We start from the raw sequence: 22,453 nt of genomic DNA on the forward strand, positions 1-22,453 counted from the left end.
CGCGTAGCATCTCGGCCCATGACGTCCACCTGGCAAGGCGATGCGTGCTCATTGGTCGACGCGTTCCGGCGCGGCGAGCACTCCCCGGTCGACGAGCTCGACGCGGCGCTGGCGGCGATCGACGCCAGCCCGCTCAACGCGTTCTGCCACCTCGAGGCCGACCTGGCCCGAGCGCGCGCGGCCGAAGCCGATGTCCGCTTGCCGTTCGGTGGCGTGCCGATGGGTGTCAAGCAGCTCGACCCCGTCGACGGTTGGCCCGCCACCGAAGCCTCCCTCGTGTTCGCGGACCGCACCTGGTCGTTCGACGCCACGCAGACGGCCCGCCTCCGCAGCGGCGGCGCCAACTTGATCGGTCAGACCACCGCCAGCGAGTTCGGCGGTCTCAACATCGGCCTCACCCGCCTCAACGGGGTGACCCGGAACCCGTGGAACCACGAGCGCACCACGGGTGGGTCGTCCGCCGGCTCGGCGGCCGCGGTGGCCGGGGGGCTGGTCCCGATCGCCACGGGCGGTGATGGCGGCGGGTCGATCCGAATCCCGGCGGGCTTTTGCGGCCTGGTCGGCATGAAAGGCACCGCGGGCCGGATCCCGCGCGGCCCGCACACCTCGATCGGGCCGCTGACGGTCGTGATGGGCTGCATGGCCCGCTCGGCGCGCGACGTGGCCCGGTGGTACGACGTCTGCGCGGGTTACGACCCTTACGACCCCTACTCGTTGCCCCGGATCGAAGGGTGGGAGCGCGACCTCGACCACCACGACCTCGCCGGCAAGAAGGTGGTGATCACGCCCGATCTCGGCGGCGCGGCCGTGGTCGCACCGGCGGTCGCCGGGCTCGTCAGAGCGCAAGCGGAGCTGCTGGCCAAAGACGCCGGGCTCGAGGTGGTCGACGTGCCGGTCGACCTACCGGGCTTCGGCTTCGAGTGGGCGATCATGAACCTCATCACGCTGCGCGAGGAGCTCGGCGATCGCTGGCCCGAGTGCAAAGACGAGCTGACCACCGAGATGGCGTTCGGCATGTCGATCGCCGAGTCGACCTTGAACCTCGACCTCGCGGCCAAGGCCGAGGCGTCGCGACGGGCCATCAACGACGCCATGGCCGCCCTGCTCGGCGAAGTCGACTTCGTGATGACGGCCACCAACCCCGACGTGGCGTTCGGCGCCGAGATCGCCCTGAACACGCGGGTCCGCGAGCAGAAGGTGGGTCCGGAGAACAACGGCGCCCTCACCATCCCGGCCAATGTCACGGGTGTACCAGCCATCTCGATCCCTTCCGGCACCGTCGACGGCCTGCCCGTCGGCCTCCAGGTCATCGGCCACCACCACAGCGATGCGTTGTTGCTCGACCTCGCCCGGATCGTCGAGGCCGAACGGCCCTGGCCCCTCGTCGCCGCCTGACCCTGGTCGGCGAATCACCGTCGACCAGGCCGCTCCGGCCTCGATGTCACAGGTGATCGTCATGATGGGGGTATGGCACAACCACAGCTCTCGTTGCTCGAAGCGCCGGTCGAATGGCGGCTCGACGAGCGCACCAAGGAGGTCGGTCGCCGGGGCGTCGCCCAGGCCCGGGCGGCGCTGCACGCGGCCATCCTCCGTGGCGCCGGCGAGCACCCCTCGCACGACGACGACGATCACCGCCACGCCGCCTGAACGCACGTGCGCGGCGACCGGCGGATCCGCCGATCGCCGTCGCCGATACGTTCGCGGCTGACCGCCGCCTCCACCTTTTCGCGGCACCCGGCCGCCCCTGGTCTCGCGGCACCGGCCGCCTCTCATCGCCGAGCCCGAGGTCGTCCGATGTCACCGCCATGCCCCCCACTCGCCCCGCCCCAGCCCCGAACACGGCACCTCCGCCACCTGCTGCTCGTCTCGGTGGCCCTCACGGTGCTCCCGTTGTCGGGCTGCACCACACGCCGGGCCACTGGCGCCACCGCGGGCCCGCCCGGCACCGCGACGGTCGAGCGCGCGATCGACGGCGACACCATCGACGTGCGGATCTCCGGCCGCACCGAGCGGGTTCGCCTGCTCGGCATCGACACCCCCGAGACCAAGGACCCACGCCGGCCCGTGCAGTGCTACGGCAAGGAAGCCAGCGCGCACACCGAAGCACTCCTGCCGGCGGGGACCCGGGTACGGCTCGTCCGCGATGTGGAGAGCCGCGACAAGTACGGCCGGCTGCTCGCGTACGTCTACCGGCTGCCCGACGGGCTCTTCGTCAACCTCGACCTCGCCAAAGGCGGCTTTGCCGCGCTGTTGACGTACCCGCCCAACGTCGCCCACGCCGGCGAGTTGCGCGCCGCGGTCGACCAGGCGCGGGCCCGCGGCAGCGGCCTGTGGGGCACATGCGGCGGGCCGGGCCGACCGGCGTCGACCACCGGCTGAGCTGCGGCGCGCGGGGCCGGGTCCGTCCTCGACGGCGCGGGCGGGTCGGGCCGGTAGCGTCATGGTCGTGACGGAACTGGCCCAGCAGCTCGGCTTCGGCGACGACGACCGCGTGCTGATCATCAACTGCGACGATCTCGGCTCCAGCCATGCCGCGAACGTCGGCGTCTACGAGGCGCTCCGCACCGGCATGGCCACCAGCGCCACCTTGATGGTCCCCTGCCCGTGGGCCCGCGAGGCCGCCTCCCGCTACCGCGGCGAGGACATCGGCGTGCACCTCACGTTGAACGCCGAGTTCGACCTCTACCGCTGGGGACCGATCACCCATGCGCCCTCGCTGCTCGACGGCGACGGCGGCTTCCCCCGCACGCAGCGCGATGTGTGGGACCACGCCGACCTCGACGAGGTCCGCCGCGAGCTGCGGGCGCAGGTCGAGCGGGCGATCCTGTGGGGGTTCGACGTCAGCCACCTCGACTCGCACATGGGCACGCTCCAGTTCCGGCCCGAGTTCTTCGACGTCTACCTCGACCTCGCCGTCGAGTTCGACCTGCCCCTCCGGCTGTCGGGCGCGTCGACCGAGCGCATGATCGGTTTCCCGTTCCGCAAGCTCGCCGCCGCGGAAGGTGTCCGCTTCCCCGACCACCTCGTGGTGGTCCCGGGCGTCGGAAGCCGCCGGACGATCGAGCAGGCGCTGTTCGACTTGCGGCCCGGCATCACCGAGATCTACGTGCACCCCACGGTCGACACCCCCGAGCTGCGGTCGTTCGCCGACGACTGGCCTGCCCGGGTCGACGATCACCACCTCGTCACGTACGACACCGATTTCCCCGCGATGGTGGCCAGGGCCGGCCTGAAGCTCATCGGCTACCGCGAGCTGCGCGACCTCCAGCGTCGCGAACGCCGCCCCGCGGCCTGACGCGCGACGCGCCTGACCACGCAGCCGTCGCGCCGGCACCCGGTCGGCGAGCCGTGGGGGCGCGAGGTCAGGCGTCCGTGCGGGCCGCGAGCTCGACGCCCAGCTTGCGCACCGGCCCGGTCTGGCTCCACGCCAACAGGTCGAGCAGGCGACCGGTGTGGCCGGTGGGCTTGAGGTCGCCGCGCATGTACGCCGCGTTGGCGTCCTCGCTGCCCCCCAAGATCGAGCTGGCCAACGAGTAGGTCATCGCGATCGACACGTCGACGGTGCCATCCGCGGCTGGGCCGGCCGCCGTCGACATCACCTGACCGTTCGACACGTCCAGCTGGTAAGCGACATCGCCCTCGGGGGTGCCGGAGACCGCGAGCTCGGCCCGGACCGTGACCCCTGGCGTCTCCGGCAAGTCGACTGCGAGCTCTTCGAGGGCCGCAAGCCACTCGGCCGAGCCGTACGCCGCCATCACGCTTCCCCACCGACGAGATCGTGCAGCCCGGCCGCGAGATCATGTTCGGGCGTCTCGGTCGGCACTTCGCTCGACGCCAGGATCCAGTCCTCCCAGGGGTACGCCGCTTCGGCCACGTCGTCGGGGAGGCCGAACCAGAACTTCGAGGTCGGATCGATCTGGGTGGCGTGCGCCACCAGGGCGGCCTTGCGGCGGGCGTAGTAGCCCGCCACGTCGAGGCGGGTGGTGATCCGCTGATCCTGCGAGGGACGCTCGAACCACCGGTCATCGTAAGGCGACTCGAGGCCGAGCTCGAGGAACTTCTCGTGGAAGGCCTCGATGCGCGAGCGGGACCACGACGAGTAGTACACCTTGCTCACCTGCCACGGATCGCCGGGCAAGTGGGTCGCCGGGCCGGCCGCCACCTCGATGGCGGGCGCGGAGATGTCGTGCACGCGGAGGTGGTCGGGATGCGGATACCACTTCTGGTCATCGGCGTATGTCAACACGATGTGGGGTCGCACGACCCGCAACACCGAGGCCAGCCGATCGACGGCTTCGTCGAAGGGGGCGTTGGCGAAGGCCCGCGGGTGGGCGTTGTGCTCGCTGTCGGGCATCCCCGAGTCGCGGTAACCGAGCATCACGACCTGGTGGTAGCCGATCACGCCCGCCGCCCTTGCGAGCTCGTCCCGCCGCACGTTGGCGAGGTCGGCCTTGACCTCGGGACGGTCCATCGCCGGGTTCAGCACGTCGCCGGCCTCACCGCCGGTGCAGGTGACCAGCACGGCCCGGGCACCGCCGTCGGTGAGCTTGGCGATGGTGCCGGCACCCTTGGACGCCTCATCGTCGGGGTGGGCGTGGACGGACACGATCCGCAGGCGCCCGCTCGGGCCGGGGTCGACCTCGTCGACGGCGATGAGCGGCGCCGCAGGGAACGTCGTGGTCGGGTCTGGTGGCGTGTCCGACATGGTCACTCACGCTACCGGGGTGCCCGACCAGCCCGGCGCGGCGGACACGCCGGACCCAACCGACCCCAACCCGGCGGGAAGGTCGGAACGCGAGGCGCCCCGCCGACGGCGGGCGGTGGAGGCCCGGGGTCGGCGGGACGCAGCGTCTGGGTCGCGGCCCGGCGCCGTCAGTGGTTGGACGGGCCCGGTGGCTGGCGGAGAGGTCTCGGCGATGAGGGGCCGGCGTTCCCGGCTGGGTTCCACCCCACGTCGACGTTTCCCCTACCTGCACATCCGCGGTCCGTAACGGATCGGCACAAGCGGCTCCCAGATCGACTCGTCTGCGGCGCGCACCAGGCGAGCCGCGGCCCGGCCGGGATGTCAGCTTCCGGCTCGAGCAGCCGTCAGCAGGGCGGAGACCGCTCCAAGCGCCTGCGCTCCACGGTCGTCACGATCGTTCAGCACCTCCTCGGATGCGACCGATGTGTTGCCCACCCCGATGGTCGTGGCCAATGGCCGCTCACCGGAGTAGTGCCACTGTGGACCTCGCGCGGTGGTGCGTCAAGAGGCTCCGCAGGCTTTTTCCGCTCGTGAAGCGATGCGCTCGCAAATCAACCGGGAGCAGCCAGGAACACCGCGAGTTGGCGGCTCTGGGCGAGCAGCTTGCCTCCCTCGGTCCACACTTCGCCGTCCTCTTCGAGGTAGCCCGACGACGACACGTCCGTCGTGAAACGGACCAGTGACCACGCCCCGGTGGTGTCGCCTTCGGGCAGCGGGTCACGGAAGTGGATGGTGAGGTCGACGGTGGGGACGGCCGCGAAACCTTCGTGCTTGGTGAACACCGCAGGCAGCCACGCGTCGGTCAACGCGGCGACCAGCGGCCAATCGAGCGGTTCGTGCACCTTGGGCCGGATCCAACCGGTGGTCAGCGCTCGCGCCTGGCCGCTGAACGGCACGCCTTCGACCCAGCGCTGCTCGAAGCGGTTGCCGAGGGGCACGGTCGGCTCGGTGCTGGTGGCGATCGCGTCGGCCGGCGGCGCGTCGACCCGCTCGAGCGTCGACCACTCAGGCGCAGGCCGGTCCGCGGCGACGGCGGCCATCGCCAGTACTTTCGGTTCCCCGTCCTGCACGAGGCGGGCGGTGACCGTGGTGAGCGACCGGCCGGTGCGCTCCACGGCCGTGACGATCTCGACGGGCCCGTCGGTGGCGGGCGCGATGTAGTGGAGCGTCAGCGAGCGCGGGCGCCGCGACGGGTCGTCGACCTCGGCGAGGATGGCCCGCAGCACGATCGCCGCCAGGTAACCGCCATTGGGTCCCCGCACGATCCACCAGCCGCGGCGCAGCGACGCGCCCCACCGGCCAGGGCCGAGCGGGTGGACGGTCGTGTCCGTCGCGAAGTCGGTGGCGTCGTCGAAGTCGGCCGGCGAGGGTTCCTCCGGGTGTGCCACTAGCCCACCCCCAGCCAGCTCTTGACCGGCTCGATGGCGAAGTAGACGAGGAACACGAACGCCGTGATCCACATCAGCGGCTTGACCTCGCGCGCCTTGCCCGACGCGGCCTGCAACACCGCGTACGCCACGAATCCGGCCCCGATCCCGTCGGTGATGGAGTACGTGAACGGCATGACGACCATCGTCAGGAAGGCCGGCAGCGCGATGGCGAAGTCGTCGAAGCTGATGTGGCGCACCTGGCTCATCATCATCAGCCCCACGATCACCAGGGCCGGTGCGGTGGCCTGGCTCGGGATGACCCCGACGAGAGGGGTGACGAACAGCGCCAAGCCGAAGCACAACGCAGTGACCACGCTGGCGAAACCGGTCTTGGCCCCTTCACCGACGCCGGCGGCCGACTCGATGTAGCAGGTGGCCGAGCTCGACGCCGCGAGACCACCGCCGAAGGAGGCCACCGAGTCGACCAGCAGCACGGCGTCGGCGCGGGGCACCTGGTCGTGCTCGTCGAGGATCCCCGCTTGCTCGCTGACACCGTGCATGGTGCCCATGGCGTCGAAGAAATCGCTCAACATGATCGTGAAGGCGAAGACGATCACCGTGATCACCCCGACCTGGTGGAACGCGCCCCCGATGCTGAAGTGACCGAGGAGGCCGAAGTCGGGCGCGGCGACGACTTTCTTGGGCCACGCCGGTATGGCACCGCCCCACGCCGCGGCCGGGACGTCGGCCGCCTTGTTGATGATCATCGCCACCACCGTCGTGGCGATGATGCCGATCAAGATGGCGCCCTTCACCCGCCGGGCCATGAGGATCCCGATGGCGAGCAGGCCGATCACGAACACCACGACCGGCCACCCGAGCAGGTTGCCGGTCGGGCCGAGCTGGACCGGCGGGCCGCCCGGGTTGGGGGTGCGCTGGGCGAAGCCGGCGTCCACGAAGCCGATGAACGCGATGAACAGCCCGATGCCGCACGTGATGGCGTGCTTGAGCGCGGCCGGTACCGCGTCGAAGATCATCCGCCGCACCCCGGTGAGCACCAGGACCGTGATGCCCACACCTTGGATGACCACGATGCCCATGGCGGCCGGCCACGACATGCGCGGCGCGAGCTGGAACGCCACGATCGCGTTGACGCCGAGGCCGGCGGCGAGCGCGATCGGCACGCGCCCGACGATGCCCATCAGCAACGTGGTGGCCAGCGCCACCAGGGCGGTCGACGCGGCGATCTTCGCCGTCTCGGCGGTGAGCGGCACCGAAGCCCCACCTGCGACCTTCGGCACGAGCTGGCCGGTCAGGTAGTGACCGCTGGCGTCACCGTGGCCGAGGATGTTGGGGTTGACGGCCAGGATGTAGGCCATCGTGAAGAACGTGGCGAGGCCACCACGGATCTCCGCGCTGAGCGTCGAGCCCCGTCGGCTGATCTCGAAGAACCGGTCGAGGGTGCTCCGCATGCGTCGGGATACTACGGGGCACCTCACCGCCGACGCGCGGACCGCTCACGTCGGCGACGGTCGCGCCGAACGGCCCCGGAGAGGCGTTACTCGTCGCGGTCGCGCCGCGGTCGACCCGCGCTGCGCGTGGCGCGCGGCTGCGGTTTGAACAACGACGACAACAAGCCCGGACGCGGGCCGGTGTTCGGCGAGCTCGCGGCCGCGGGCCGCCGGGCGTTCGCCCCACCGCTGCGCGCCGCGCTGCGGCGGGCAGGTGCGCCGTCGTCGTCGTCCTCGTCGGCGTCGTGGTCCTCGTCGTCGAAGTCGTCGTAGTCCTCGCCGTCGAGATCCTCAGCGGCGGTGGCATCGCGGGCCGTGGTGGGGATGGCGCGGCCGCCGCCTGCGTCGGCAAGTCGCTCGAGGCGGGCGACTTTGTACGCCTGGTAGGTGCCCCAGGCGAACGCACCGAACGGCACGATGTAGAAGATCCCGAGCTGCTGGTAGAGCATCACGAACAAGAACATGGCGATGGCGCCCATGATCCAGGTGCGCTTGCGGTTCGACGGCCGGGCGATCAAGACGGTGAGCCAGGTGAGCACCACCGGCAAGGCCAGGAACAGCCAACCACGACTGCCGGCGTTCTTGAGCAACGTCTCGGTGTGGACTTTGCCGTGCAACGCCACGATCTGGTCGAGGCTCTGCTTCGACAGACCGGCGCCGACGTTGCCGGCCCGGTCGACGACCTCCCAGGGCCCGTCGGTGGGGATGATCTTCACGAAGATGAGCGCCACGGACGCGAGGATCGTGGCGGCGGCACCCAAGATGACGGCCTGGCCGCCCGGTTCGTTCCAACCGAACTTGCCGAGCAGACCGCCGCGTGGCACGGGAGTGCGCACCGGCCGGCCGGCAGCGGTGGTGGCGCGGCCGCCCTTGCCGGTGGCGCTGGCAACGCCGCGTGCCGTGCGCGCCGGGCGACCCCGACCCGAGGTGGGCTCCTCGTCGCTGCCCTTGCGCCTCGACGTCTCGGCCCGCGCCGCGATCTCGGCGCGCCGCGCCCGGTTCTGCGCTTGGCGCCGTTGTTTGGCCTGGTTGCGGTCAGCCATGGCCTTCCACGCTACCGGGCTGCGGCCAGGCGCCCGAACCGGCCAGACTCAGCCGATGCCCGCCCGAGCCCGCCGGATCGCTGCCGCGCTCCTCCTCGTCGGGTCGTTGGCCCTGACGACCAGCGGATGTGCGCGCACCGCCGGGCCGGCCAGCGCGGTGGGCCCTACCGCCGGCGGCACCACCATCCGCTTCAAACCGTGCGACGACACGGCCGCGATCAGGCGCCTGCGGCTCCTCGACCCGCGCAACCGCGTGGTGTGGTCGGCCACGGTGTCGCCAGGCGGCGCCTCGACGACCGACCTGACGGTCGCGAGGCACGTGCCGGGCTACCGGGTGGTCGACGACCTCGGCGCCGGAGGGCTCCGACGAGGCACGACGTACCGCGCGTTGGCGGAGTCCACGACCGGTGACGCGTGGACCGGGCCCACGTTCGACCCCGCCGACCTGCGTGCCGGCGAAGTCCGAGCGGCCGGTCGGCGTGTCGAAACCTCCACTTGGCTCGCGGGCAAGGCGAGCTGCGGCCACCGGTCGCTGACGCGGGTGGCGGTCAGCGCGCTGCTCGCCGGCGTGGTCGCTGCCGCGCTCATCGGCGTGGTGCTCGGCCCGCTGTGGCTGCTGCGCCGGGCGGCACTCCGACGTGCCCGCGACCGAGAAGGTCCCGTGCCCTGGTTGCACGACCCGCCCCCGCCGCCGTCGCCGCGTCCCTGGCGCGTCCGCCGCCACGACCAACCCCGGGACCCCGACCCCTGAGTCCCCCACCTCAACTGTTCTGGGCTGAAAAAAGCGCGTTGGGACGCGTAAAAAGCAGCCCAGAACGGGATGTTGAGGCGGTCAGGCGGGGAAGGCGATGCCGGTGGCGGAGTGGCAGCGGTAGCCGTTGGGGTTCTTGTGCAGGTACTGCTGGTGGTAGGGCTCGGCGTAGAAGAAGGGGCCGAGCGGACCGATCTCGGTGGTGACCTCGCCACGGCCCGCCGTGTGGAGCGCTGCCTGGTATCGGGTGGCCGACGCTTCGGCTTCGGCCAACTGCTGGTCGGACGTGGTGTAGATGGCCGACCGGTACTGCGTCCCGATGTCGTTGCCCTGACGCATCCCCTGGGTGGGGTCGTGCGTCTCCCAGAACGTGCGCAGGATCTCGTCGAGGCTCACCACCGCCGGATCGAACACGACCAAGACCGCTTCGGTGTGGCCGGTCCGGCCGGTGCACACCTCTTCGTACGTGGGGTTCGGGGTTACCCCACCCGCATAGCCGACCGCGGTGGTGTACACGCCCGGCAGCTGCCAGAACAGCTCCTCGGTGCCCCAGAAGCAGCCGCTGCCGAGCACGATCTGCTCCAGCCCGTCAGGGAACGGTGGCACGAGCGGATGGCCGTTGACCTCGTGCGTTGCGGGGACCGGCATCGGCTCGTCGCGCCCAGCGAGCGCGTGCTCGGGTGCCGGCAGATCCTGTGCCTTGCGAAGCGACCTCATGCCGTCAGGTTACGGACCGACGACGACGTCTGCGCCCGCGCCGACCGGGCCGAGGGCGTTCGCGGAAAGTGTTCACAAGCGCACGAGCGCGCCGTCGTCGCGTATCGTGGTGCTGCGGGCACGAAGGAGGTCAACGATGCGCCGATATCTGGTGGTGGCCCACCGCACCATCGGGAGCAGCGCCCTGCTCGACGAAGTGCGCCAGCGCATCGCGCAGGGCCCGAGCTCGTTTCACCTCGTCGTCCCGATCACCCACCCGGCCGACCACGTCTGGACCGAAGGCGAAGTGCAAGCGGAGGCACAGGCCCGGCTCGACGCCGCCATCGCTGCGTTCACCGAGCTCGGCGCAGCCGAGGTCAGCGGCGAGATCGGCGACATCAACCCGGTGCACGCGGTGCACGTCGTGTTCGACCGCGACACCGCCTTCGATGGCGTGATCATGTCGACCTTGCCGGCCGGGCCGTCGCGATGGCTCAAGCTCGACGCACCCAGCCGTCTCCGCAAGGAGCTGACGATCCCGTTCACCCACGTGGTGGGCGACCGCGAACCGGCGTCGACCTGAGCCTGAGGGACCCGGCCTCACCCGCCGGTAGGGCGCGCCCGCTCGCTCAACCGCGGGCTGCCGCCCACAAGGCCGCCAAGTCGTGGGGTCGCACGTCGGCGAGCGTCGACACCTGCACCACTCCGGGCTGCTCCGCGACGCCCGCCACGTTCGGCACGGCCAACGTCGGGACGCCGGCAGCCACGGCCGCGGCCACGCCGGTCGGTGAGTCCTCGATGGCCAAGCCGTGAGCCGGCTCGATCCCCAGCCGGGCGGCCGCCGCCAGATACGGGTCCGGATGGGGCTTGCCGCGCGTGACCACGTCGCCGGTCACCACCGCCGCGAACGTTCCGGCCGGCAGATGGTCGACGACCGAGTTGGCAAGGCCGGCCCACGACATGGTCACCAGCGCGCACGGCACTTCGGATCGGCGGAGGCCATCGAGCAACTCGTACGCGCCCGGTCGCCACTTCGGCTCGTGGGCGATCCGGTCCTGCACCTCGGCGGACAAGCGGTGCACGATCTCCTCTGGCTGCAGGTCGACCGAGCCGAGCCGCCGGATCACCCCGGCGGCGGCGAGCAGGTCGAGCCCGATCAGGCTGTGGGCCCGCCCGTCGTCCCAGTGCCCGCCGAACTCCTCGACCAGCGCGTACTCCGCGGCGATCCAGTCCGGCTCGGTGTCGACGAGCGTGCCGTCCATGTCCCACATCACCGCGAACGGAGGGCTTTCGAGCGGGGTCGGCATCGATGCGGAGTCGACCGTCATGGCTGGATGATCCCCCGCCGCCGAGACGGCAGCGAAATCGGACACGCCCGGCCGCCTCGGCATCAGCGGAAGTCGCGGGAGCGGAGCGTGCCGGCCGCCAGCGGCAGCGGCTCCAACTTCTCGGCAACCACGTTCACCACCCCCTCGACCTTTTCCAGCCGACCGCGCACCAACAGGGCGGGGCACGTGCGGGCCAGCCGGCGGTAGCGAGCCCAGCACCCCTTCGAGCACACCACGTTGATGAGGCCGGTCTCGTCTTCGAGGTTGACGAACACCGTGCCGCCTGCCGTGGCCGGGCGCTGGCGGTGGGTCACGACCCCACCCACCGTGACCTTGGCCCGGTCGGGTAGCTGGTGCAGCCCCACTGCGGTCGTGACGCCGAGGCGGTCGAGGGTGTCGCGCACGAACCGGGTGGGGTGGCCGTCGGGCGCCACCCCGGTGGCCCACAAGTCGGCGACTGCCGTCTCCGCTGGCGACAGTCCCGGCAGGGGCGGCGCCTCCACCCCGGTGACGACACCCGGCAACCGGCCCGGCCCCCCTTGGGCCACCGCCCCCGCCGCCCACAACGCAGCCCGCCGCGCCATCCCTCCCCCGCCAGACCCGGCCCCGTCGGACGGCCCGGCACCGGCAAAGCAGGCAAACGCGCCGGCGGTGGCCAACGCCTCGAGTTGCGGCTGGGACAGGCCACACCGTCGGGCGACGTCTTCCATGCCGGTGTACGGGCGACCCGCCGCGATGCGCTCGGCGAGCTCCGCGCCGATGGTGCGCACCGACGAGATGCCCATGCGGACCGCCACGTCGTTGTGGCTGCCAGGGCACGGCTCGAGCGTGGCCTTGGCCGACGATGCAGCGAGGTCGGGGGAATGCACGACCACACCGTGTCGGCGTGCGTCCTGCACGAGCGAGTGCGGCGAGTAGAACCCCATCGGCTGCGCGTTCAACAGCGCCGCGCAGAACGCAGCCGGCTCGTACAACTTGATCCACGCCGAGCTGTACACGAGGTAGGCGAAGCTCACCGAGTGGCTCTCGGGGAAGCCGAAATTGGCGAACGCGGCGAGCTTGTCCCAGATGGCGTCCGCGATGTCGCCGGTGATCCCCCGCTCGGCCATACCGCCGTAGAAACGGGCGCGCAACCGCTCCATCCGTTGCGCCGACCGCTTCGCCCCCATGGCTTGGCGGAGCTGATCGGCGTCGGCGGCCGAGAACCCACCGACGTCGATGGCCATCTGCATGAGTTGCTCTTGGAACAGCGGGATGCCGAGCGTCTTGCGCAGCGCCGGCTCGAGCAGTGGGTGGAGGTACGTGACCGGCTCGCGGCCATTGCGGCGACGGATGTAGGGGTGGACGGACCCGCCTTGGATCGGGCCGGGCCGGATCAGCGCCACTTCGACCACCAAGTCGTAGAACTCGCGCGGTCGCAAGCGGGGCAGCGTGGCCATCTGCGCCCGGGACTCGACTTGGAACACCCCGACCGAGTCGGCCCGGCACAACATGTCGTACACCGCGGGATCCTGTGGAAGCTCGGCCAAGTCGAGCTCGTAGTCGCGGTGCGCACGGATCAGGTCGACCGCTTCGTGCAAGGCGGTGAGCATCCCCAGGCCGAGCAAGTCGAACTTCACCAGCCCCTCGGCCGCGCAGTCGTCCTTGTCCCACTGGAGCACGCTGCGGCCTTCCATCCGACCCCACTCGACCGGGCAGACCTCGACCACCGGCCGGTCGCAGATCACCATGCCGCCCGAGTGGATGCCGAGGTGGCGGGGGGCGTCGAGCAGCTCACCGGCGAGGTCGACGACCGCCGCCGGGACCTCGCCGCCGGCGTCGGGCAAGGGCCCCCAGTGGTCGATCTGCTTGGCGAAAGCATCCTGCTGGCCGGTCGCGTAGCCGAGCGCCTTGGCCATGTCGCGGATGGCCGACCGCGGCCGGTACGTGATGACGTTGGCGACTTGGGCGGCGTTCTGGCGGCCGTAGCGCGCATAGACGTACTGGATCGCTTCCTCCCGCCGGCCGCTCTCGATGTCGAGGTCGATGTCGGGCGGGCCGTCGCGCTCGGGGGACAAGAAGCGCTCGAACAACAGACCGAGGCGGACCGCGTCGGCCCGGGTGACCCCGAGCGCGAAGCAGACCGCCGAGTTCGCCGCCGACCCGCGGCCCTGGCAGAAGATGCCGGCCCGCTCGCAGAACTGGACGATGTCCCACACCACGAGGAAGTAACCCGGGAAGCCGAGCTGCTCGATCACTTCGAGCTCGTGGTCGATCTGGGTCCAAGCTCTGGCGACCAGGGGGTCGGTGGCGGAGGCGTGCCGAGGCCCGTAGCGGCGGGTGGCACCTTCGACAGCGAGCCGCCGCAGGAACGCCATCTCGTCGAGCCCGTCGGGGCACGGGAACGGCGGCAACTTGGGCGCCACCAGCCGGAGGTCGAACGCGCACTCCCGCCCGAGCGCCGCCGCCCGCTCCACCACCCCCGGCCAACGGGCGAACCGGCGGGCCTGCTCGGCGCCGGAACGCAGGTGGGCACCAGCCCCGGCGGGGAGCCACGGATCGACTTCCTCGAGGCTGCGGCGGGCGCGGACAGCGGCGAGGGCGGTGGCCAACCGCCGGCGGGTCGGGACGGCGTAGTGCACGTTGTTGGTGGCCACCAACGGCAGCCCGGCACGCACCGCCAGCTCGGCCAGAGCGTCGTTGCGAGCGGAGTCGAGCGGGTCGCCGTGGTCCCACAGCTCGACCGCGACGTTGGCGGGCCCGAACGCGGCCAGCAGCCGTTGCAGCTCACGGGCTGCGGCTGACGGGCCGGCATCGACCAGCGCGGCGGGCACCGCGCCTTTGCGACAACCGGTGAGCACCAGCCAGTGGTCGGCGGCCCCGGCTGGGCCGGCTCCCGTTCCGCCGGGACGGCTCGCGGGGGTCGTGCCGAGCGAGCCGCCCGAGCCCAGCAGCGCCAACTCGTCGAGCGTGAGGCGGGGCGCGCCTTTCTCCCCCGCCATCTGCGCCTCGCTGATGGCGCGGGCCAGGCGGGCGTAGCCGACCGGATCGCGGGCCAGCACCACCACGTGGCGGCCTGGCGGATCGGCGACCCCCGCCGGGGTGCGGGCGGCACCGTCGAGCGTGAGCTCGGCACCGAACACCGTGGGCAGGCCGACCTCACGAGCCGCCTCCGCGAAACGGACCACCCCGTAGAAGCCGTCGTGGTCGGTGAGCGCGAGGGCTTCGAGTCCCAACCGGTCGGCTTCCTCGGCCAGCTCCTCGGGATGCGACGCGCCGTCGAGGAAGCTGAAGTTCGAGTGGCAGTGGAGCTCGGCGTACGGCACACCCGCGGCACGGTCGGACCGCGGTCGGCGGTCGGGCGCGACGTACGGCGAGCGTTTGCGCGACCAGGCCGGGCTGTCGCCACCGTCGGCCCCAGCAGGCACCGCGTCGGAGCGGCCGTCGCGACGACGCCCCTGTTGGTGGCGGACCTTGCCGGAATACCGTTGCTCGAGCTCCCTCCAGGGGATCTGCGGGTTCCCGAACCCCATCGCGCGAGTATCGAACGTCTGTTCGTTCTCTGCAACTCGCTTCGCCGGGATCATGCGGGCGACGCCGCCGCCCCGGCCCGGAAGCCGAGGAGGGACCGCGATTCGCCACGTACGAATAGTTCGCCCTACGATTAGTTCGTGTCAGAGCTGCCACCCATCTTCCAGCGCCCGACGTTCGCCCGGCCCCGTCGCCTCTTCCTCGAAGCCTTCTCCGGGCCGCGCAACCGGTTGCTCCCCCTGGTGGTGGCCACGGGTCTGATCGGCGGGCTGGTCGGCGCCGGGTACGTCGAGGCGCTGCGTGGCCTGCAGCACTTCCTCTGGCCTACGCACTACGCCAACTGGACCCACTGGCCGCTCCTCATCGCGATCGGCATCGCCGTCGCCCTGCTCGTCAAGCTGCTTGGCGACCCCGGCGACACCGAGCTGCTCGTCGACAACATCCACATCACCGGCGGCATGGAGGACGTCCACAACCTCCGCTCGCTGGTGCCGGTGTCGCTGCTCGGCATCGCGGTCGGTGGCGGCATCGGGCCCGAGGCCCCCCTCACCCAGATCACCGGCACGCTCGGCTCGTGGGTCGGGATCCGCTCCGACAGCGACCGGGTCGACCGCCGCATCCTCACCATCACCGGCATGGCGGCGGGCTTCACCGTGTTGTTCGGTGCGCCGCTCGGCTCTGCCGTGTTCGCGCTGGAGATCCTGCACCGGCGCGGCCTCGAGTACTACGAGGCTCTCCTCCCCGCCTGCCTGGGCAGCGCGATCGGGTACGCGGTGTACGTCGCCATCACGTCACTCGGGCTCCAGCCGATCTGGCGCTTCCCGGCCGCACCGATGCACATCCACACCAGTGACCTCGGGTGGGCCGTGTTGTGCGGGGTGGCGGGCGCCGTCGTCGCCTACCTCTTCACGTGGTTGTCGATGTTCTTCCGCTGGACGGTGCGGCGACTGCCGAGCTGGTCGAAGCCGGTCGTGGCCGGCGTCGCGCTCGGCGGCATCGCCTGGATCTCGCCGTACGCCCTCACGTTCTCCGAGGCGCAACTCACCCACATCGGCGCGCTCAACACCATCGCGGTGTCGACGTTGCTGCTCGCCGCGCTGGGTCACCTCATCTCCGCGCCGGTCACCATGGCGGGCCAGTGGAAGGGCGGGTTCATCATCCCGCTGTTCTTCATCGGCTACTGCGTCGGGCGGGCAGGCGGCATCCAGTTCGGCCACGGGCAGGACTATGTGCTGTGGGCCACCGCGTGCATGGTGGCGTGCAACGTGGGGGTGACCAAGACGCCCCTCGGCTCGACCTTGGTGGTGGCCGAGATGGTGGGGATGCGCATCATCCCCACGTTGCTGATCGCCGCGATCGTGTCGCTGTTCCTCACGTCGGGCGCCAACTTGTTGCACAGCCAACGTCGCCGCGAAGGCGCCCACGGCGAGAGCAGCGGCGACCCGGAGGACCTCGTCCGCGGCGATGACGGCCTCGCCAACCCACACCCGTCGCCACGCAAGCCCGCGGGCGCCCACGGGTCGGCAGTGGAGGCGCCGAGCCGATGAGCAAGCCGACGACCTCATCGCCCGCTCGCGCTTCGAAGTCGACCCCGCGGGCGAAGCCGTCGGCGGCGGACTACCAGGCGCTCGCGCAGTTCCGCTACACGCTGCGCCAGTTCCTTCGCTTCTCCGAGCAGGCCGCCCGCGCCGCAGGGATCACCCCCGCCCAGCACCAACTGCTCCTCGCCATCAAGGGCGCACCCGGCGAGGAGCCACCGACCTTGAGCGAGGTGGCCGAGTTGCTGCAGCTGCGCCTGCACTCGGTGAGCGAGCTGGTCGAGCGGGCGGTCGCCAACGGCCTGGTCGACCGTGACACCGACCCGGGCGACCACCGCCGCGTCCGGCTGCGCCTCACCGACACCGGCGACGAGCGTCTGGCCGACTTGTCGACGCTCCACCGCGACGAAGTCCGCCGCTTCCGCCAGACGATGACCGAGATCCTCGACTCGATCAACACCTGACCCGGCCGCGAACAGCCGCAGCGGGTGACCTGACCGGACCGCGACGGACGGAGCGCGGGATCGATCCGCAGCCCGCCCCATCCGCGCCCGGACCGGCACGCGAGCGGCTGCCTGCGCGCGATCGACGCCTGTCCGCCGGGCGGCCGAGGGCACCGAAACGGCAGATCGGTCCCGGCTACCGTCGCCGGCGATGCAGACCACGACGGTGCACTCGGGCGGTGACGGCTATGCGTTCGTGGTGGACGACCGCGGGCTGCTCCACCAGGCGGGCTTCGGGCCCGCGATCGAGCGCCATGTCGCGGCGCTGTCGCCCGAGCTGCCGGCGGGGCTGTACCCACTCGCCCACCCGTCGTGGGACCAGGAACCGCTGCGGGCGCCGGCGCTGCGCGTGACGCACGCGGACGGCGCCACCACCACGCACCTTCGGGTGGAGCACGTCGAGACGGTCGACGAACCGGGCGGCTCCGGTGGTGCCGGGGGCGAGGCTGGAAGTAGCCCCGGGCTCACCATCGTGCTGGTCGACGACGGCCGACCGCTCGAGGTCCGGCTGCACTTCCGACCCGAGCCGCACGGGGTGCTGCGCCAGTGGGTCGAGGTCGTGAACCGCCAGGACCGTCCCGTCACGCTGCACGAGGTCGCGGCGGCGGCCCCGCTGCTGCGCGACAGCGGCGCCCACCTGACGCACTTCGGCGGCGACTGGGCAGCCGAGTGGACCCCCACCTGGGAGCCCGTCACCCTCGGCACCCGGCTGTTGGAGTCACGCGGCGGGGTGCGGCCCCACTTGCAGCGCAGCCCGTTCTTCCTGCTGGCGCCCGATGGCCCGGCCACCGAGATCACCGGCACCGTGGTGGCCGGGATGCTGGCCTGGGGCGGCAACGTGCGCTTCGGGTTCGAGCGTTCGGCCCACCCCGTCGTGCGGGTGTGGTGCGGGCACAACCCGTTCGCCGCCGAGTACGTCCTCGACCCCGGCGAAGTGTTCACCACGCCGGAGATGTGCTGGGCGTGGTCGACCGAAGGGGTCGGCCCGCTGAGCCGCCGCCTGCACCGGTGGGCCCGCGAGCGTGTGGTGCGTGACGGCGACACCGTCCGCCCGATCGTCGTGAACAACTGGGAAGCCACCGGGTTCGCGTTCGACGAGCAGCGGCTGGTCGACCTCGTCGACGACACCAGCGACTTGGGTGCCGAGTTGTTCCTCCTCGATGACGGTTGGTTCGGTGACGCACACCCGCGCGACGACGACGACGCCGGCCTCGGCGACTGGACCGTCGACCCGGGCAAGCTGCCCAACGGGCTCACCCCGGTGGCCGAGCGGGCACGCGAACGTGGGGTGCGCTTCGGGCTGTGGCTGGAGCCGGAGATGGTGAACCCGGGATCGTCGTGCTACGAACACCATCCCGACTGGGTGGTCGGCCAGCCGGGGCGGCCGCGCCGCGAGGAGCGCCAGCAGCTCGTCCTCGACGTGCTGCAACCCGAGGTGGCTGACTTCGTGGCGGGCGTGTTCGACCGCACCCTCGAGGCGACCCCCGGCATCACGTACGTGAAGTGGGATGCCAACCGGGCGATGACCGATGCCGGATCGCCCATGCTCGGCGCGGATCGGCAGTCGAACTTCTGGGTGGACCACGCCCGGGCCACCTGGGATGTGATGGCCACCGTGGCCACACGTCACCCCGATCTCACGCTGATGCTGTGCGCGTCGGGCGGCGGGCGGGTCGACGTCGGCACCATGCGGTGGTTCCACGAGGTGTGGTTGTCGGACAACACCGACCCGCTCGACCGGGTACGGATGCAGTGGGCCGCGTCGCACTTCTTGCCGGCGCTGGCCGTGGGTGCACACGTGACCCGTTGGGGTGGCCGGCCGGTCGCGTTCGGCTGCGCCGTGGCGATGAGCGCCCGCTTCGGGTTCGACCTCGACACCCGTGCGCTCACGCCGCACGAGCGGGAGGTGTGCCGGCGCGCTGTCGGCGTCTACCGCCGAGTCCGGCCGCTCGTGCAGCACGGCGACCTGTACCGGCTGGTGTCGCCGTTCGAGGGTGACGCAGACCGCGCGGCGTTGGCCTACCTGGCCCCCGACCGATCCGCGGCCGTCGTGTTCGCCTACCAACTCACGGCGCGGGCGGGCGCCGCCGACGCAGGCGCAGCGCTCGACCCGTCGCACGCGGGCGGCCTCGACGCGTTGCACGTGGACGGCCTCGACCCCGACCGCGACTACGCCGTGACGGAGATCGACCTCGCGGCCGGCGACACCGATCGCGGCGTCACCACGGGCGCCGCGCTGGCCGGTAGCGGCCTCGCCTGGCCACTCACCTCGGCCACCACCGCCCGGATCTGGCACCTCCGCCCACCCACCTGACGTCCTGTCCTGTCCCCGCGGCCGCACCCGGTACCCGAACTGGGGGGGATTCCGGTCGCCCCAACGACCACGTCCCCACCCACTACGGGGTCTGGTGGGGGGCGACGGGGGCGGGGGCGGCGGGGTGTCAGGCGTAGAGGGCTTCGAGCCACCAACTGCCGTGCTCGCGGGCCACGAGGTAGGCGCCTGTGGGGGTGACCACCTGGAGGCGGGCACGGCGACGATGGTGCTCAGGGTCCCACCAGCGCTCGTCGGTCGGCCACGGGCCCGCCCACGCGGTGACCGGCTGGGACCGTCGGCCGCGCCACACCTCCGCCGGCGGCGCGCTGAGCTGCCCGCGCCCGTCGACCGCCACCTCGCGGCCCGTGACGTCGCACACTTCGATCGCCTCACGCTGTGCCGTGGCGGCAGCCGCCGCAGGAGTGGGCGGCGGCATCCGCCCGGGCCACGGGAGCGCGTGGGATGGGGTGGTGGCTCGGCGCTGCTCGCGCAGCTCGACTGCCACCGCCGGCACCAGACGGACCTGTCGTTCGGGGTCGCGCCCGCCGCCCAACTCGGGCACACACACCGCTTCGGGACCGAGCAGACCGCTCACCCGGGCCACGGCCCGCACGACCCGCTCCCCCGCCCCCGCGGCACCGCCCCAGAACCCCGGCTGGCGGCTGCCCGCGACCACCAGCTCCTCGGGCACCAGGGCGAGGCGGATGATCCCCGACGTGGGCCGCACGGCGGGCGGGCCGCTCAGCCAACCGTCGAGTTGCCACCGCACCCGGTCCGCCACGGCGGCGGCGCCCATCTGCCCGAACCCGGTGTCGGTCTGCCAACAGCGCTCGAGCCGCTCGCTGTGCTCGGTCTCGGCGACCACCAGCAGGCGGGCGCACGCGAGCCCGTCGTGGTGCAGCCGGCCGAGCAGCTCGTCGGCCAGGGCTTTGGCGGCGAACGCCACCCGGTCGACCCGTTCGGCCGGCGGGTCGAGCTCGGCGGCCACGGTGAGCTCGGGCGGGATCGGACGGGTCGACAGCGGCCTGGGGTCGAGGCCCGACGCCAAGCGGTGAGCGGCCGACCCCGCGGGGCCGAACCGGCCGGCGACCTGGCCAGCGGGAAGGGCGGCGAACGCGCCGAGGGTGTGCAGGCCGAGGCGGCCCAGCACGCCGACCAGCTCGACGATCGCCCCGTCGCGCACCTCGGCACCACCTCCGCCTCCCACGCCGGCAGCCCACTCGCCGAGCACGGTGACCGGCAGGGGTGCGAGGAAGGCCGGCGAGCCACCGGGCGGCACCAGGGCGGTGGGCTGGTGGTCGCTGGCCCCCACTGCGGCGAGCAGCGCGGCGAACGGCCCGTCGGCCAGGCCGACACGCACCGGCGCACGGCCGGCCACGGCTCCTCGCGCCACGGCTTCGGCCCGCTCGAGGAGCGGCGCGTCGCCGCCGTGGTAGCGCGACGGGCCGCGGCTGGCGAACGAGCAGGTGCCGGGCCGGGTCACCTCGACCCGTGGGGTGAGGGTGCCCAACGCCGCGGCGACCGCTTCGAACGCCCGGGCGTCGCGGGCAGGGTCGTGGGTGTGCACCACCAGTTCGGGGCAGCGCCGCTGCGCTTCGCGGCGCCGCAGGCCCGGCACCACGTCGTCGCGGCGCGCCGCGGCGGTGGCAGCCACCACCCGGTTGGCGTGGAACACGGCGGCCGGCTCGTCCGGCGGTGCGCCGGCGGCGGCGGCGGGCCAGTCGGGGCAGTGCACCGCCACCGTGCGGATCGGCTCCGCGCTTGGGACCTCGCGGGAGCGCGCGTTCACGAGCGCAAGGCGGTCACCGACGCCACCGGTTCGACCACGGCCATGTCGCCCGACGCCCCCGGCAGCCACAGCTCGGCGCGGCGCGGCCGCGGGACTCGGCGCCCACCCACCTCGACCTGCACGCGCCGGCCGGTCAGGTGGCCGTGGCCCGAGCCGATGCCGATCCACTCGGCGGTGTCGGCACGGCAGTGCAGGTCGGTCGATTCGGGCCACGCCTCACACCGCTCGCCGAACGGGTCGGGCAACGGCACGAGCACGCTGCCTTGTTGGCGGGCGCGGCCGGCCAGGCGACGTGCCTCGGCGGCGCGCACGCGCTGCCGGCCCGGGCCATGCACCGCCACCACCAGGTCGAACCCGTCGAGCAGGGCGCCAGCCGCCTCGGCCCAGCGTTCAGCGCCAGGATCGGCTACGGCGACCGTGCGCTCGATGGCGACCCCCAACTCGGCGGCAGCGGGCCAGGCGAGCCACGGCGCGCCGAGCACGGCCAGCCACGATCCGGTGCGGGTTGCCTCGGCTGCCAAGGCCAAGGTGAGCGACACGGCCGCGTCGCCCACCACGCCCACGGCGGTACCGCGGCGCAACCCGTCGGGGAACAGCCCGCGCAGCTCGGGAGCGACGACCAGGGCGCGTTCGCCGGCCAAGGTGAGCGGCCCGGTGCGCGCGCGGAGCCGGCGCAGCGCTTCGGGTTGGTGATCGGGTTCCGGTGCGGTCGAGCGGGAGCGTTCCGGTGCGGCGGGCGGCGTCACCCATCCACTATCGAACGTCTGTTCGCTTCCGTCAAGCGGGGTTGGCGAGCGCGTCGCGCCGACGAACAGAGCGCAACGAGCGGATCGTCCACCCTGCGGCGGCCCACGACACGAGCGCCAGCACCGTGTGGACGCCCTTGAAGCCCACGGACCGCCCGTCGAACCAGATCACCGGGAGGCGCACCACCCAGTAGAAGATGGTCCACCACGCGACAACCCGGGCGAGGGTGCGGTCGCGTGCCGCGAGGTGCGGACCAGGGGTCCGCACCACCACGGCGAGCGCCGCCATCCCCGCGACGACGAACACCACCACCGGCACCGTGGCCCACAGCTTCGAGGCCGACGAGCCGCCGGTGCCCCACGCCAACCCCAACCGCCCGGTCCACATCGCCAAGGTGAGCGCGCCCAACACGGTGACGGCAAGGGGTCGGAGCCGATCGGACATCCGTCAACGGTAGAGGGGCGACCCCCCGTGGGGCACTTCGCCAGGTCGGGCAACTCCACGCCCCGGCGCGCGGACGTGCCGGGGCGGCCGCGGTTCTTGTAGGTTCACCTCTGCCACTTGACTGACTGGTCAAGTTGTGGAGCCGGACTGCACCCGGGGGGAGCA

The 22,453-nt window shown here is 72.2% G+C and carries 20 protein-coding genes; 9 read left to right on the forward strand and 11 right to left on the reverse strand.

What is annotated here, in order from left to right; translation table 11 throughout:
- Positions 1-18 precede the first annotated feature (18 nt).
- The 4 genes from VHA73_06660 (at position 19) to VHA73_06675 (ending at position 3,295) form a co-directional block, all read left to right on the forward strand.
- Complete coding sequence (locus VHA73_06660; GenBank protein HVX17695.1) at positions 19-1,395, forward strand: amidase; 1,377 nt, start codon at positions 19-21, stop codon at positions 1,393-1,395.
- Between the two features lie 72 nt (positions 1,396-1,467).
- Positions 1,468-1,647, forward strand: coding sequence for a hypothetical protein (locus VHA73_06665; protein HVX17696.1), 180 nt, complete (start codon positions 1,468-1,470; stop codon positions 1,645-1,647).
- 147 nt (positions 1,648-1,794) lie between these two features.
- On the forward strand, positions 1,795-2,379 hold the full coding sequence (locus VHA73_06670) for a thermonuclease family protein (protein ID HVX17697.1): 585 nt from the start codon (positions 1,795-1,797) through the stop codon (positions 2,377-2,379).
- 67 nt (positions 2,380-2,446) lie between these two features.
- A complete protein-coding gene (locus VHA73_06675; protein ID HVX17698.1) occupies positions 2,447-3,295 on the forward strand; it encodes a polysaccharide deacetylase family protein in 849 nt (282 codons plus the stop codon).
- Positions 3,296-3,362: 67 nt separating this feature from the next.
- Here the strand turns inward: VHA73_06675 and VHA73_06680 are convergent, their stop codons facing one another.
- From VHA73_06680 to VHA73_06700, 5 genes are all read right to left on the reverse strand, one after another.
- On the reverse strand, positions 3,363-3,755 hold the full coding sequence (locus VHA73_06680; GenBank protein ID HVX17699.1) for an SCP2 sterol-binding domain-containing protein: 393 nt from the start codon (positions 3,753-3,755) through the stop codon (positions 3,363-3,365).
- Positions 3,755-4,705, reverse strand: a complete 951-nt coding sequence (gene mca, locus VHA73_06685) for a mycothiol conjugate amidase Mca (protein ID HVX17700.1) — start codon at positions 4,703-4,705, stop codon at positions 3,755-3,757. Before mca ends, VHA73_06680 begins: the two co-directional genes overlap by 1 nt.
- A gap of 590 nt (positions 4,706-5,295) precedes the next feature.
- The gene (locus tag VHA73_06690; protein ID HVX17701.1) at positions 5,296-6,132 is read right to left on the reverse strand and encodes a thioesterase family protein; all 837 of its coding nucleotides are present in this window, start codon (positions 6,130-6,132) and stop codon (positions 5,296-5,298) included.
- Positions 6,132-7,586, reverse strand: coding sequence for an NCS2 family permease (locus tag VHA73_06695; protein ID HVX17702.1), 1,455 nt, complete (start codon positions 7,584-7,586; stop codon positions 6,132-6,134). The genes VHA73_06690 and VHA73_06695 overlap by 1 nt, the downstream gene beginning before the upstream one ends.
- 86 nt (positions 7,587-7,672) lie before the next feature.
- Positions 7,673-8,668 carry a hypothetical protein gene (locus VHA73_06700; protein ID HVX17703.1) on the reverse strand — a complete coding sequence of 332 codons (996 nt, stop codon included), beginning with the start codon at positions 8,666-8,668 and terminating at the stop codon, positions 7,673-7,675.
- A gap of 55 nt (positions 8,669-8,723) precedes the next feature.
- Here VHA73_06700 and VHA73_06705 point away from each other — a divergent pair, with 55 nt between their 5' ends.
- Entirely contained in the window at positions 8,724-9,419 is a 696-nt protein-coding gene (locus VHA73_06705; GenBank protein HVX17704.1) for a hypothetical protein, read from the forward strand.
- A gap of 81 nt (positions 9,420-9,500) precedes the next feature.
- Here VHA73_06705 and msrA read toward each other — a convergent pair whose 3' ends face one another.
- Positions 9,501-10,136 (reverse strand): peptide-methionine (S)-S-oxide reductase MsrA, encoded by a 636-nt coding sequence (msrA, locus tag VHA73_06710; protein ID HVX17705.1) that lies wholly within the window; start codon positions 10,134-10,136, stop codon positions 9,501-9,503.
- 136 nt (positions 10,137-10,272) lie between these two features.
- Between msrA and VHA73_06715 the strand changes: the two genes are divergently transcribed.
- Positions 10,273-10,698 carry a hypothetical protein gene (locus VHA73_06715; protein ID HVX17706.1) on the forward strand — a complete coding sequence of 142 codons (426 nt, stop codon included), beginning with the start codon at positions 10,273-10,275 and terminating at the stop codon, positions 10,696-10,698.
- Positions 10,699-10,744: 46 nt separating this feature from the next.
- Here the strand turns inward: VHA73_06715 and VHA73_06720 are convergent, their stop codons facing one another.
- Complete coding sequence (locus VHA73_06720) at positions 10,745-11,443, reverse strand: HAD family phosphatase (protein HVX17707.1); 699 nt, start codon at positions 11,441-11,443, stop codon at positions 10,745-10,747.
- 62 nt (positions 11,444-11,505) lie between these two features.
- Entirely contained in the window at positions 11,506-14,955 is a 3,450-nt protein-coding gene (locus VHA73_06725; GenBank protein HVX17708.1) for an error-prone DNA polymerase, read from the reverse strand.
- A 138-nt stretch (positions 14,956-15,093) separates the two neighbouring features.
- Here VHA73_06725 and VHA73_06730 point away from each other — a divergent pair, with 138 nt between their 5' ends.
- The 3 genes from VHA73_06730 to VHA73_06740 all read left to right on the forward strand — a co-directional run bounded on the left by VHA73_06730 (position 15,094) and on the right by VHA73_06740 (position 19,308).
- A complete protein-coding gene (locus VHA73_06730) occupies positions 15,094-16,500 on the forward strand; it encodes a chloride channel protein (GenBank protein ID HVX17709.1) in 1,407 nt (468 codons plus the stop codon).
- Positions 16,497-16,955, forward strand: a complete 459-nt coding sequence (locus tag VHA73_06735; protein HVX17710.1) for a MarR family winged helix-turn-helix transcriptional regulator — start codon at positions 16,497-16,499, stop codon at positions 16,953-16,955. Before VHA73_06730 ends, VHA73_06735 begins: the two co-directional genes overlap by 4 nt.
- A gap of 190 nt (positions 16,956-17,145) precedes the next feature.
- The gene (locus VHA73_06740) at positions 17,146-19,308 is read left to right on the forward strand and encodes an alpha-galactosidase (protein HVX17711.1); all 2,163 of its coding nucleotides are present in this window, start codon (positions 17,146-17,148) and stop codon (positions 19,306-19,308) included.
- Between the two features lie 127 nt (positions 19,309-19,435).
- Here the strand turns inward: VHA73_06740 and VHA73_06745 are convergent, their stop codons facing one another.
- Genes VHA73_06745 through VHA73_06755 form a run of 3 tightly spaced genes read right to left on the reverse strand, consistent with a single transcriptional unit; the run spans position 19,436 to position 22,288 of the window.
- Positions 19,436-21,097, reverse strand: a complete 1,662-nt coding sequence (locus tag VHA73_06745) for a hypothetical protein (protein HVX17712.1) — start codon at positions 21,095-21,097, stop codon at positions 19,436-19,438.
- Positions 21,094-21,843, reverse strand: a complete 750-nt coding sequence (locus VHA73_06750) for a hypothetical protein (protein HVX17713.1) — start codon at positions 21,841-21,843, stop codon at positions 21,094-21,096. Before VHA73_06750 ends, VHA73_06745 begins: the two co-directional genes overlap by 4 nt.
- A 31-nt stretch (positions 21,844-21,874) precedes the next feature.
- Positions 21,875-22,288, reverse strand: coding sequence for a hypothetical protein (locus tag VHA73_06755; protein HVX17714.1), 414 nt, complete (start codon positions 22,286-22,288; stop codon positions 21,875-21,877).
- Between the last annotated feature and the right edge of the window lie 165 nt (positions 22,289-22,453).

It is taken from the genome of Acidimicrobiales bacterium, assembly GCA_035547835.1.
Classification (GTDB): Bacteria; Actinomycetota; Acidimicrobiia; order Acidimicrobiales; family Iamiaceae; genus DASZTW01.

Bases quoted from the DNA above. Each gene is read 5' to 3' on its own strand.
- VHA73_06660 (HVX17695.1), top strand. From the start codon at position 19: ATGACGTCCACCTGGCAAGGCGATGCGTGCTCATTGGTCGACGCGTTC.
- VHA73_06695 (HVX17702.1), bottom strand. From the start codon at position 7,586: ATGCGGAGCACCCTCGACCGGTTCTTCGAGATCAGCCGACGGGGCTCG.
- VHA73_06740 (HVX17711.1), top strand. From the start codon at position 17,146: ATGCAGACCACGACGGTGCACTCGGGCGGTGACGGCTATGCGTTCGTG.
- msrA (HVX17705.1), bottom strand. From the start codon at position 10,136: ATGAGGTCGCTTCGCAAGGCACAGGATCTGCCGGCACCCGAGCACGCG.
- VHA73_06670 (HVX17697.1), top strand. From the start codon at position 1,795: ATGTCACCGCCATGCCCCCCACTCGCCCCGCCCCAGCCCCGAACACGG.
- VHA73_06705 (HVX17704.1), top strand. From the start codon at position 8,724: ATGCCCGCCCGAGCCCGCCGGATCGCTGCCGCGCTCCTCCTCGTCGGG.
- VHA73_06735 (HVX17710.1), top strand. From the start codon at position 16,497: ATGAGCAAGCCGACGACCTCATCGCCCGCTCGCGCTTCGAAGTCGACC.
- VHA73_06665 (HVX17696.1), top strand. From the start codon at position 1,468: ATGGCACAACCACAGCTCTCGTTGCTCGAAGCGCCGGTCGAATGGCGG.
- VHA73_06755 (HVX17714.1), bottom strand. From the start codon at position 22,288: ATGTCCGATCGGCTCCGACCCCTTGCCGTCACCGTGTTGGGCGCGCTC.
- mca (HVX17700.1), bottom strand. From the start codon at position 4,705: ATGTCGGACACGCCACCAGACCCGACCACGACGTTCCCTGCGGCGCCG.
- VHA73_06680 (HVX17699.1), bottom strand. From the start codon at position 3,755: ATGGCGGCGTACGGCTCGGCCGAGTGGCTTGCGGCCCTCGAAGAGCTC.
- VHA73_06725 (HVX17708.1), bottom strand. From the start codon at position 14,955: ATGGGGTTCGGGAACCCGCAGATCCCCTGGAGGGAGCTCGAGCAACGG.
- VHA73_06700 (HVX17703.1), bottom strand. From the start codon at position 8,668: ATGGCTGACCGCAACCAGGCCAAACAACGGCGCCAAGCGCAGAACCGG.
- VHA73_06715 (HVX17706.1), top strand. From the start codon at position 10,273: ATGCGCCGATATCTGGTGGTGGCCCACCGCACCATCGGGAGCAGCGCC.
- VHA73_06720 (HVX17707.1), bottom strand. From the start codon at position 11,443: ATGACGGTCGACTCCGCATCGATGCCGACCCCGCTCGAAAGCCCTCCG.